12 protein-coding genes and 1 other annotated feature are annotated in these 12078 nt (G+C 42.7%); of the genes, 7 read left to right on the forward strand and 5 right to left on the reverse strand.

The features are described from left to right. The first annotated feature begins 1 nt into the window (after position 1). Both NSQ52_RS10995 and NSQ52_RS11000 read left to right on the forward strand, forming a co-directional pair. Positions 2-346 carry a YolD-like family protein gene (locus NSQ52_RS10995; RefSeq protein ID WP_017367544.1) on the forward strand — a complete coding sequence of 115 codons (345 nt, stop codon included), beginning with the start codon at positions 2-4 and terminating at the stop codon, positions 344-346. A 231-nt stretch (positions 347-577) separates the two neighbouring features. Further along, positions 578-1813, forward strand: a complete 1236-nt coding sequence (locus tag NSQ52_RS11000) for an MFS transporter (RefSeq protein ID WP_008343828.1) — start codon at positions 578-580, stop codon at positions 1811-1813. Positions 1814-1844: 31 nt separating this feature from the next. Here NSQ52_RS11000 and coaA read toward each other — a convergent pair whose 3' ends face one another. Continuing rightward, complete coding sequence (gene coaA, locus NSQ52_RS11005; protein WP_008342294.1) at positions 1845-2804, reverse strand: type I pantothenate kinase; 960 nt, start codon at positions 2802-2804, stop codon at positions 1845-1847. A 188-nt stretch (positions 2805-2992) separates the two neighbouring features. On the opposite strand from coaA, the gene NSQ52_RS11010 reads away from it, so the two are divergent. Next, complete coding sequence (locus NSQ52_RS11010) at positions 2993-4321, forward strand: CoA-disulfide reductase (RefSeq protein WP_342473335.1); 1329 nt, start codon at positions 2993-2995, stop codon at positions 4319-4321. Positions 4322-4329: 8 nt separating this feature from the next. Further along, positions 4330-4752, forward strand: coding sequence for a VOC family protein (locus tag NSQ52_RS11015; protein ID WP_231947209.1), 423 nt, complete (start codon positions 4330-4332; stop codon positions 4750-4752). Between the two features lie 16 nt (positions 4753-4768). Here NSQ52_RS11015 and NSQ52_RS11020 read toward each other — a convergent pair whose 3' ends face one another. Together NSQ52_RS11020 and NSQ52_RS11025 are read right to left on the reverse strand one after the other, a co-directional pair. Further along, on the reverse strand, positions 4769-5545 hold the full coding sequence (locus NSQ52_RS11020; RefSeq protein ID WP_007501086.1) for an SDR family oxidoreductase: 777 nt from the start codon (positions 5543-5545) through the stop codon (positions 4769-4771). Beyond that, positions 5546-6508 carry an MBL fold metallo-hydrolase gene (locus NSQ52_RS11025; protein WP_039165866.1) on the reverse strand — a complete coding sequence of 321 codons (963 nt, stop codon included), beginning with the start codon at positions 6506-6508 and terminating at the stop codon, positions 5546-5548. It abuts the gene before it with no gap. A 169-nt stretch (positions 6509-6677) separates the two neighbouring features. After that, positions 6678-6889, forward strand: a binding site (T-box leader). A 41-nt stretch (positions 6890-6930) separates the two neighbouring features. Here NSQ52_RS11025 and proC point away from each other — a divergent pair. Continuing rightward, positions 6931-7758, forward strand: a complete 828-nt coding sequence (gene proC, locus NSQ52_RS11030; protein WP_024718913.1) for a pyrroline-5-carboxylate reductase — start codon at positions 6931-6933, stop codon at positions 7756-7758. Between the two features lie 35 nt (positions 7759-7793). Here proC and NSQ52_RS11035 read toward each other — a convergent pair whose 3' ends face one another. Beyond that, on the reverse strand, positions 7794-8285 hold the full coding sequence (locus NSQ52_RS11035) for a DinB family protein (RefSeq protein WP_039165869.1): 492 nt from the start codon (positions 8283-8285) through the stop codon (positions 7794-7796). A gap of 117 nt (positions 8286-8402) precedes the next feature. Next, positions 8403-10016, reverse strand: a complete 1614-nt coding sequence (locus NSQ52_RS11040; protein ID WP_212360039.1) for a M20/M25/M40 family metallo-hydrolase — start codon at positions 10014-10016, stop codon at positions 8403-8405. Positions 10017-10156: 140 nt separating this feature from the next. Here NSQ52_RS11040 and namA point away from each other — a divergent pair, with 140 nt between their 5' ends. Both namA and NSQ52_RS11050 read left to right on the forward strand, forming a co-directional pair. Then, positions 10157-11173, forward strand: coding sequence for an NADPH dehydrogenase NamA (namA, locus tag NSQ52_RS11045; RefSeq protein ID WP_024718910.1), 1017 nt, complete (start codon positions 10157-10159; stop codon positions 11171-11173). Positions 11174-11292: 119 nt separating this feature from the next. Further along, positions 11293-12057 (forward strand): alpha/beta hydrolase, encoded by a 765-nt coding sequence (locus NSQ52_RS11050; RefSeq protein WP_041091946.1) that lies wholly within the window; start codon positions 11293-11295, stop codon positions 12055-12057. Positions 12058-12078: the final 21 nt, after the last annotated feature.

Below are 12078 nucleotides of genomic sequence, written 5' to 3' on the forward strand. Positions count from 1 at the left end.
CATGAATCCCAATAAATTAACACCTGGATACAACATCATGTGGGAATCAAGCCGAATGATGCTACCAGAGCACCGAGAGCAACTACTTGCTCAAAAACGAAAGAAAAAAGAATATACACCTCTACCGCTCAGCTCCGATCAACTAGAGGAAATGAATGTTTTGATCACACAGTCGATTACCGAGGATCAAGCGATTTGCGTGACATATGTCTCATCAGGCATGAAAGCACAGTTTTGGGGCTGGGTGAAAGCCATTCATTATGAAACACGCCAAATGAAAATCGTGAATGACGAAGATGTTCTAAACCTTTCCTTACATCAAATTATTGCCATCGATCTCAATTGATTTTCGCAAAACGAAAACATGATCATTGAAAAACACGCTTCGTTTTTCCGAAAAAATTATGACCCATCAAGGCTTAAAACCTTGAAAACGAGGCATATGCTCTTCGAATGAACGGAACGGTTCAAGCTTCTCTGTCATTTGACGGATGACTCCTCCATCAAATTGTGTATTTAATTTGCACAATTTTTCATGTATGATTGGAACATCTTACAAACTCAGGGGAGACACAGCATGAAAAATAACTTACGCACTTTACATCCACTTAGTTGGACGATCATCATCGGCACGATATTTGGCCGAATGGCGACATCCATGAGCATTCCCTTTTTAGCCGTTTATTTGACACAAGTCAAAGGCGCCTCAGCCTCTTCAGCTGGATTGATCATTGCCGTCAGCTCTCTTATTGGGATTGTTGCGAGTTTTTACGGCGGCTATGTTTCCGACCGAATCGGCAGAAAAAAGGTCATGCTTTTATCCATCTTTGGCTGGACACTTGTCTTTGTTGGCTTCGCGTTTGCAGATGCCATTTGGGTCTTCTTTTTTATGAATGCTTTAAATGGACTGTGCCGGGCGCTGTTTGAACCAACGTCTAAAGCACTCTTATCCGATGTCACCCCATCGAGCATTCGGTTGTTTGTCTTTAACTTACGGTATACGGCCATTAACATTGGTGTCATTTTCGGCCCACTGCTTGGCTTATATCTCGGGTCATCAAAAACGACTTTTCCATTTCTCGTCGCTGCCCTCATTTACTTGTTGTACGGGTTAACGCTGGCATGGCAATTTCAAAAGCACCCAGTGGCTGCTCCAGAAAGCACCAAACAAATCGGCGTCAAAAAAGCTCTTTCCATTATTCAGAAAGATACGGTCTTTAGCATCATCCTCATTGGCGTTACTTTATGTTCATTTGGCTATTCACACCTAAGCTCAACACTGCCTCAATATTTATCGGCATCCCCTATGATTGAGGATGGCCCTAAACTGTTTGGGTATCTTTTATCCTTAAACGCAGTGGTTGTCATTGTCGTTCAGTACCCGCTGATTATGATCGCTAAGCGCTATTCAACGATTTTGTCGTTAACGACTGGGAACGTGCTTCTAGCAGGCAGTTTGTTTGCCATTGCTTTTTCACAAAGTCTCGGCACGCTTGCTTTTATCATTGTCGTGTTTACGATTGGTGAAGTGCTGCTCTTTGCGATGATGGATCTGTTTGTAGACAATATTGCAAAACCTGAAGTGAAAGGATCATACTTCGGCGCAATGGGGTTTTCTCAGCTCGGCAGCGTCGTCGGACCGTTTGTCGGAGGATTGTGTATTGACTTATTTGGCGCAGCCCATCCCCTTTCTATTTTTTCAGTCTTGGCGATTGTCACCGCTGCAGGCGTTCCGTTTTTACTTATCGGATACTATCGCCTAAAAAAACGAACAGCGGCTGCCGTGGCTGTGAAAGTAAGTGGAGGTCATTAAAAAAAACCGCTCTCAATTTGAGCGGTTTTCTTTATACCCTGCGGATGGCGATCTCTTCCACCTTATGCTGATCGCCTTTTTTTAAAATCAAATCGGCTCTATATTTTGTCGGCAAAATATTTTCATATAAATTTGGCCGGTTCACTGTATTCCAAATCGTGCTTGCCATCTGATCTGCTTCTTCATCCGTCAAATCTTTGTATTGATGAAAGAAAGATTCAGGGTCTTGGAAGGCTGTTTCCCGCAGCAAACGGAACCGTTCTTTATACCAGCATTGAATTTGCGTCTCAGCGGCATCTACATAAATCGAAAAATCGAAGTAATCTGATACAAACACGCGCGGCTCATCCTTCAGATCATCCAGTGCCGGTGATTGCAACACATTGATCCCTTCAATGATGACAATATCTGCATCTTCTACTGTTTCATATACCCCTTCAAGACGGTCATAGGTCAGATGTGAATATACAGGTGCATGCACAGTTTGTTTCCCTGATTTTAATTCATTTAAAAACGAAAGTAGCGCTTTAACATCATAGCTTTCCGGGAAGCCTTTCTTTTCCATCAGCCCCCGATCTTTTAACTCTTTTTGAGGATACAAAAAGCCGTCCGTTGTTACGAGACTCACCTTCAGCCCATCTCCAAGCCTTGATAAAAGTGTTTCAATAATACGTGCTGTCGTGCTTTTTCCGACGGCCACACTTCCTGCAATCCCAATTAAAAAAGGGATTTTCGCATGATGCGGGTAGTTTAAAAAAGCATTGACATGCTGATTTTTTTGTTTTTCTGCAAAGACATGTAATGTCAGAAACCGAATAAGCGGTATGTAAATATCTCGCACTTCTTCTAGCGATAAGTAGTCGTTTAATCCTTGAAGTGCTCTCACTTCTTCTTCTGAAACAGATACCGGCATATATTCTCCAAGAGCGGCCCATGCCTCTCTCGTATGGCGTGTATATAGTGTATTAAAATCTAGTCGTTCGTCACCCAAAGTCTTTCCCACCAATCTAAACTAAACTCATAACCAAAAAGACGATAATCCGATTGTAGCTTAAAATGAAGGCGCTGTCTTTATTTTTCAACGAAAGTTTGCTTCTTTTGCGAAAAAAAAGCATTAAATAAAGGAAAATGAGGGTAAATAAGAGTATTCAGTTTGATAGATAGAAGGGAGCACACCAAATGAAATATGTGATGATTGGCGGAGATGCAGCAGGAATGAGCTGCGCTATGCAAATATATAGAGAGGATCCAGACGCGCAAATTGTAGCTTTTGAAAAAGGAGAGATTTTCTCATATGGACAGTGCGGACTCCCCTACTTGATCGGCGGTCTCATTGATCATCACAGAAAACTCATCGCACGTAGCGCTGAAACTTTTCGTGACAAATACGGAATTGATGCCAGATGCTTACACGAAGTGACCTCAATTGACCCGGAGCAAAAAACAGTATCGGGTATTCATTCTAAAACAAAAGAGCCCTTTACAGAAACGTATGACCGTCTGTTAATTGCGACAGGAGCAAACCCCGTCACACTTGATCTAGACAGTCATTCATTAGAAGGTGTCCACGTATTAAAAACAATCCCGCATGCGCTGTCTATTTTAGACAATCTAAAAAAAGACGTCACACATATCACGATCATCGGCGGAGGATATATCGGCTTAGAAATGGCAGAAAATTTAAAAGGGCTAGGCAAAGACGTTCATATCATTCAGCGGGGTGCAACACTTGGCCCAGGCTTTGATCCCGATATGGCAAAATATCTGAAAGAAGAAGCGGACAATCAAAGCATTCAAGTAGTACTTGGTGAAACAGTGCAAAAGTTAAAGGGCAAAACACATGTAACAGCTGTTCAAACAGACAAACAGACCATTGAAACAGATATGGTCATCATTGCCGTTGGCGTCACTCCGCAAACATCCTTTTTAGACAGCACAGGAATTCAGCGACTTCAAAATGGTGCAGTTGTTGTGAATGAATACATGCAGACGAATGTACAAGATATCTATGCGGCGGGTGACTGCGCAGCGACCTACCACCGTATCAAAAAGGAACTGGACTATATTCCGCTCGGCACGACAGCAAATAAACAAGGAAGAATCGCAGGTTTTCATATGACAGGAACAAACCGTGCGTTTCAAGGCGTAACCGGCACAGCGGTGATGAAATTTATGGACGTGACAGCAGGACGAACAGGTTTGTCAGAGAAAGAAGCAAAAGACGCGGGCCTTCCTTTCTCCACCATCACCATCGACAGCACTGACCACGCTGGATATTACCCAGATGCAGAGAAAATGAAAGTGAAACTGATTTACAGAAGCGATGATCACACCTTGCTTGGCGCACAAATCATCGGTAAAGAAGGTGTTGATAAACGAATTGATGTCATGGCAACTGCTCTTTATCAAGGGCTGACTGTGACAGACCTTGAAGATTTAGATATTAGCTATGCCCCTCCTTTTAACAGTGTATGGGATCCACTTCAGCAAGCGGCAAGACGAATATAGAAAAAGGAGTGAAGCCATTGACCATTCAACAAATTGCTACTATTGAAATTCCTGTGACTGATATCCCCCGGGCTGTCTCTTGGTATGAACAGATTTTAGAGATGATCGTTCTACATCAATCAGAAGAAGCCGCCATGCTCACTTTTACTCATGGCGAGGGGCCTTCTTTTTATCTCGTCAAAACAAAACACGAGAAACGAATCTACTTTATGAACTCTTTTACAGGAGTTCGGCATAGTATGATTGATCTATTTGTGAAGGATTTAAAAAACTTTCACCAGTATTTAAGCGAGCATGAAGTGACCGTATCGGATATTCAAATATTAGCTGACCCAGACTTAGGCGGTTTTAGCTTCGAAGATGTTGATGGCAATGTCTTTGGCGTCACCAATATCAAGCCCCATCAAACAAAAAAAGAAACCAGCCTGTGACCGGTTTCTTTTTTTGTTATTTTTTCATCATCGCTTTACGTGCTGCTTTTTCAAATAAAAACGGGAATAATTGATACAATTTACTGCCAGCATTCATCCATCCTGGTAAATTAATCTCTCTTTTTTTTGTCATCATGGCGGATACGACCTTCCCTGCTACCTTGTCAGCACTGAGCATCATAAAATCAACATTTTTCACATATTCACCACTGCGATCTGCAATGGTAAAGAAGTCTGTGGCAATCGGTCCTGGATTGACGGTTGTGACATGAATCCCGCTGTCTGCCAGCTCCATTCTGAGGCTGTTTGAAAATCCGAGAACCGCATGCTTTGATGCGGAATAGATGGCGGATTTAGGGGTGGCAATTTTGCCTGCCTGTGACGCTATATTGATAATATGTCCCTTCCCTCTTTGTTTCATCTCAGGAAGGACCTTTTTTGTGCAGGCAATTAAACCAAAGACATTGACCTCAAACATCGACACCATTTCCTCAATGGATGCGTCTTCGACGAGATCGAACACACCAAAGCCGGCATTGTTCACCAAAATATCAACAGCACCCACTTGTTGATAGGCTTGATCAATGTCCTCAAGCTGACTGACATCAAGCTGAACGATGTGACATACGCCGCCAGCACTTATAATCTTTTCTTTTACACCTGTGAGCTTTTCAATTCGTCTTGCCGACACAATGATTTCTGCTCCTTCGGCTGCTGCCAAGTACGCCATCTTTTCACCAATACCGCCTGAAGCACCTGTAATCCATATTCTCTTTCCTGTTAGTCGCCCCATTTATTTCACTCCTTCATTTGCTCGATAGTAGAGGATTCCGTCTTTTTGCACTTCTTCAATATGTCCAGCCGCTAAAAGCACATCAAGCTGTCCGACTGTCTCAGACATTGTCAGAAATAATGCTTCTTCATACAGGCCCGGAAATAGGGTGCGACAAAGATGAAAGGCGGTCATTTCCTTTCGTTGAAGCAGCTGATACATCGTATTTGCCCGTTTTTCCTGTTTTTTAAATCTTTCTTCGATCAATTCGTGATGAGAGGTAATGAGCTGGCCATGCCCTGGATAAATCGTCTGAATGGGCAAATGCAATAAACGCTCGAGTGATGCTTTATATTGAAGCAGCGATTTTTGACGTTCTGTTCCTTTCATTGGCGCTTCCATTAACGGATTGGAAGAAATGGTCGTAAGCAGCAGATCACCGCCGATGAAATTCCCTGTTGTTTCATCTAAAAAAGAAAGATGAGATTGTGCATGTCCCGGTGTCTCCAGCACTTGGAAGTGCTCATGTCCCTTCAAACGATCGCCTTCTTTTATGACGTCATCGACATGTACCGTACATGAATATGTATAAGACTGCCTCACAATTCTTTCACACTCACCTTGACGAAGCGGCACACCTAACTGCTGAAAAAAATCATTCATAAAATGGATTTGACGCTGTTTAAACGCTTCATCCTGACTAATATAGGGCTCATTTAACTCGTGTCCGATGACACGGACATGAGGTTTCATCAGATCTAAAAGACCGACATGATCTGCATGATGATGTGTCAAAACCACTTGATCAATATCATCTATTGATAAATGATGTTCCTTTAATTGCGTGACAAAGGCATGCTGCGCCTCTTGTGTCATCGGTCCGCAATCGACTAAGGTCACGGCATCGCCTTTTAATACATATGCATGGACATCCCCCACCGCAAACGGTGTGGGGATGGATAATTGAATCATTTCTTCTTTCACTTTTATACGTCATCTCCTGATTTTTGACTCATAGATCATCTGAACTCACTCTTCTTTATTCATTGTATCTTGCAAAGGGCAGACTGTCATGCGGTTTAGATGGTCAATTTTTTTATCTCTCCCTATTGACACAAACTTGTCCATCGTTGCATAATGAACAACAAATATAAGATGCGCGATGACAAGGATTAGTAAGCAAAATAACGATGCAAGAGAGTGAGGTCCGCCGGCTGTAAGACTTCACCATCCTCTTATTTGCTGAACCTGCCCTTTGAGCTGTTAGGCAAACCTAAACGTTTCCCGCGTTAAGGGACTAGAGCTGAGTATGCAACATTGCATGCTAATTGAGGGTGGTACCGCGAAAAACCTTTCGTCCTTTGCAGACGAGAGGTTTTTTTATTTTCTACAAGGAGGAGCAGCTTATGAGTAAAATTGGATTTATTGGTGCAGGCTCAATGGCCGAGTCTATGATTAAAGGTCTTTTAAAGAGCGGCATTATGTCAAATGAAGATATCATTGTCACAAATAAAACAAATGAAAAACGATTAGAAGAATTAAATGCACGTTATGGAGTCAAAACAGATTTCGCTCGTTCCTTTATTTATGAAGAAGCCGATATGCTGGTGTTTGCTTTAAAACCCAAAGATGCGGAAAGTGGCATTTCTGAAGTAAGGCCCCATTTAAATGGACAGCTGATTATTTCTATTTTAGCGGGCATTTCTATTGAAACCATTCAGCATTATGCTGGCGCAAAAACGGCGGTGGTTCGTGCGATGCCAAATACATCAGCAGCCATACAACAATCAGCTACTGGCATTGCTGTCAGTGATGAAGTCACAGAGGCGCAAAAGGAAAAAGCAGTTCAGCTGTTTGAAACGATCGGTCATGTGACGGTTTTAGATGAATCACAGCTGAATGCGGTCACAGCCATTGCAGGCAGCGGTCCTGCCTTTATTTATCATTTGATTGAAGGAATGGAGCGAGGTGCATCGGAACTTGGGATGGACCAAGAGACAGCGAAATTGCTCATTTGTCAAATGATTGCAGGCGCTGCAAATATGCTTCAGGATAGCGGTAAGGAACCTGCTGAATTGCGCAAAGAAATTACGAGCGAAGGTGGAACGACAGAAGCAGGACTGAATACCCTTGCTTCCTATCAATTTGAAGAAGCGATTGTCGATTGTGTGAAAACAGCGACGAAACGTGCAGCAGAATTAAACGACATGTTTTCAGCGAGTACGTATAAGTAAGAGAGCAAAGCACCTGCCTTGATGACAGGTGCTTTTCATCTATCACTCGATGCTCTCATGGACATAATGGCTTTGATTTGATCGAGGTGATGAATTTCATGTAAAGCAATGGTTTCAGCTAATATTTGGACTGTCATCACCCCTTCTTCAGGATGGAGGCCAGAAAAATCCCATGTATCCTTTTCTAATAGTTGTAGTGTTTTGTTTCTGCTCTCTTTTAAGCGCTCGATCAATGCACTGACCTCTTGTGCTGTATACGTTTCATAAGCTCTTCCCTTCACATATATCTCTGGATCATATGATGCGAAAAGCGTGTGCTCATTTGATATTGCCTGCTCTATCCGCTCTGACCAGACTTCTTCTGTATCATACAAATGTCCAACAATTTGTTTAATCGACCACTTGCCTTCCCCAAAAGATTCATCTAATGTAGCCTCATCACATGTCCATAATAACTCCTCAAGCTTACGCAAACTCTCTTGAAGTGATGTCATGATCTCTGTTTTTGTTAGTACTCCTGTTTTCACTCTCACAATCCCCCTTCAAATATATGTAAGTATCATTCTATATCATACTCTATTTCTTTAGACAGAAGGTGATTAAAATCAAAAAGAAAAGCCCTATCATGACGATAGAGCTTTCACTTAATTCTTTTCTAGTAAAGCATGAATTGTTGATTGTAAGAGCGATGGCAAAACGCCAAAAGAGAATGGGACATGCAGCCGTTCTGTCCATTTGTGCGCATCCTTTCCTAATGGACCAACGTTGATGACAGGAACGTTAAGAGCTTCTTTTTCTCCTTGTGGTAACGAGTAGCCTTTTTGGTATAGCGGCATGTTGGCTGTATAATCGGCTATATCTTGATTTTCAAGCTGTAAGTAGCTTAAATCAGATAAACCAGGAAAATATTTGACTTCTTCTACTTCGATTCCATAGATCTCTTTTGCTTCTCTTTGAATCTTCTTTAAGGTCGTTTGAATATGCAGATCGTTTGTTGAAGAAACAGATGGGTAAAATGGCGGACTATAAAACAACACAATCAGTGCTCCATCTTCCTTACAAAGGGTCGTCAGTTCTGATACAATTTTGGTTGAAAAATCACGATCCCCAAGCTCACCCCGGTTGGCAAAGGCGTAGTTGACAATTCGCTCGACCTCCTGCTTGCCGGATCGTTCAGCAGCTTTTTCGTACAGCTCATGATACGTTAACACCGTGATGTTTGTATCGATGGGTGTAAAATGTTTAAAGCGTTGAAATGCAGCGGTTTTCTGTTTGAGATTGGCTTCGATTTGGGCTGCTGCTTGTTTCGCAGTTTCATAGAGGAGCCCGTGAAGCTCTTCACTAGAGCGGTTCATCATCAGCACATTAAATAAAGAAACAGCCGTGTGAGGCGTTTGAACAGAGTAAGCTTCTTTCAAATCCTTTTGCATCAAATTGGTCGGAGGCGGTGTCACTTCACCATCTACTTCCTCACAATAATCACTATTTAGTTCTAACAGCCTGTTTAATTCAGATACCATAAAATTTGCATTTAATCCTGAGAAGGGCTCACCTACATGTGTTTCAATTCCTTTGCAGAAAAATCCCGCAAGTACCTTCCCTATACTACCTGTATAGATGTATTGGTGCGCATCCCCGGGATACTTTTCAAACATCGGCTCACTGTTTAAACACGCGGTATACTCAAGGTCATACGTCTCCTTGAGTTCCTTTAGTTTCGGAACAGCCTCCAGCATCCCCTGTGAATTCACTTCTTCATCTGGCACTGTGACGAGCAGAATATTTCCTTCAAACCTCCCCGCCATCGCTCTTTCCAGCATGGAAAGCTGGACAGTCAGGCCTGCTTTCATATCCATGGACCCTCGTCCAAACAGCCAGTCACCTGAAGCTAAATCCTCTCTTGCCCTTTTTGGAAGAAGTGCACTTTTTTGAGAAAAGGACGCCATTAACTCTTCGGGCTTACACGCCATATTTTGAAATTCTCCGTAATCCTCTGTATCGACGACATCAAAATGGCTCAGGAGTAAAACAGTACGTGGCAGCGTACTTCGTTTGACAAGTGCCGTTAAAAAATACCGGCCATCTTTCATTGGATGCAAAGCCAAGTGATCAGGATGCTGCTCAAAATATGGCCGCTCCCTCAGCAAGTAATATAAATATTCCGCTAATGCGACTTCTCCCGTTGTACCAGATATGCTTTCATACTGCATCAGAGCTGTGAGTAGCTCCTTTAGTTCACTTTCCGTTTGCCATTTCATCCGTTTATCCCCCTTTGATGTCCATATCTTTCATTATACAAAATCATGTTCAAAAGCTATATGGTTTGAGCACCTTTTATGACGAATGTTTGAATGACTGTTATAATCGGCTATACCATTCTATGAGGAGGCGAAGGTAATTGGAAACAAAGCTTTTTTCACCTTGGACATTAAAAGGTGTCACACTCAAAAACCGCATCGTCATGTCCCCGATGTGTATGTATTCATCCTATGACCGTGATGGAAAATTACAGCCTTTCCACTTTGCACATTATATTTCCCGTGCGCAAGGTCAGGCCGGATTAATTATGGTCGAGGCAAGTGCTGTTTCACCTGAGGGAAGAATTAGTGATCAGGACCTCGGAATTTGGAGTGATGAGCACATTGAAGGGTTTGCCTCATTAAACGAACAAATCAAAGCGTACGGAACAAAAACGGCCATCCAGCTAGCCCATGCAGGACGCAAGGCTGAGCTAGATGGTGACATTCTTGCTCCATCCAGCATTCCATTTGACGAGCAATCTAAAACACCTCTTGAGATGTCTATCGATCAAATAAAAGACACCGTTCAGGCGTTTCAAGATGCCGCTGTCCGCGCCAAGAAAGCTGGATTTGACATCATTGAGATTCATGGTGCGCATGGCTATTTGATTAACGAATTTCTCTCACCGCTTGCCAATCACCGGACAGATGAATATGGCGGTTCACCAGAAAATCGTTATCGCTTCTTGAGAGAAGTTGTTGATGCAGTCAATGAAGTGTGGGATGGACCATTATTTGTCCGTGTATCCGCTTCTGATTACACAACAAAGGGACTAGATATTGCAGATTATATTGGCATTGCCGCATGGCTGAAAGAGCAAGGAGTCGATCTAATTGATGTGAGCTCAGGCGCTGTGGTGCAAGCCAGTATTAAAACATTCCCCGGCTACCAAGTCACCTTTGCTGAGAAAATAAGAGAAGGTGCCGGCATCCAAACAGCCGCTGTTGGTATGATCACATCTGGTGTACAGGCCGAAGAAATTTTACAAAATCAGCGTGCTGACTTGATCTTTATCGGCAGAGAATTTTTACGGGATCCGTATTTCCCAAAAACAGCCGCTAAAGAGCTTCGTACATCCATCGAAAGCCCGCGCCAATACGATCGCGCTTGGTAACATCTTTAAGCAAAAAGGTGTCTATTTTTTGAAATAGGCATCTTTTTTGTTTTTAAGAGAAACATCTTTGCCTTTTGTGCCGTCTTTTAGCTAAAGAACCACTTAGAGGAGATGGAAGAATGAACTCGGCATTGATTGAAAGAACGTATCATATAGATGGACATCACTTTTATACAAGGCATCGTCAAGGAAAAAAGCAAGCCACCATTATTTTTGAAGCAGGATATGGAATTTCAGGCGATACGTGGGCGAATATCGCTCGTGATATTGACCCAGAGCTTGGTGTTTTCTTATATGACCGTTTAGGTAATGGAAAAAGCAGTGAAAGCAAAGAAGGAAGAACTTTGCATGATCTTGCGGATGATTTAGATACACTCTTACATCAAGCCAATATTCAGCCGCCATTTCTCATTGTGGCGCACTCATTTGGCTCTCTTGTCAGCCGCTTATGGGCAAGCCGCAGAAAAGAAGATGTTATCGGTATGGTCCTTCTAGACCCAGCAAGTGAGGAGCAAGAGCAGGTCATTCTGCCGCTCTTATCAAAGGAAGAACGCACTTCATATATGGCGCAGTTCACAGCAGAATGTACACATGAGGACTTTGAGCAAATGCTGCGTACGATCAAAGAGGAGCAAACGCATTATGGGATGATGCCCCTTCTTGTCATTTCATCAGGCAAAAGCCGCTTGTTTCATCCAGCACATGAAGCTTGGCTCAGGCTTCATAAACGAATGCTCACATTGTCATCCCAAAGCGGATGGATTCAGGCGCAGAACAGCTCGCACTATATTCATCACGATGAACCACATATTGTGCAGCTTGCGATTTATGATGTGTGGTGTGCAGCAAAACAGCCTGTCTCTTATTATCAAACAGCTAACTAAAAACAAAAACTCCTTGACCGG

Source organism: Bacillus sp. FSL W8-1141, assembly GCF_038593205.1.
Taxonomy (GTDB): domain Bacteria; phylum Bacillota; class Bacilli; order Bacillales; family Bacillaceae; genus Bacillus; species Bacillus altitudinis.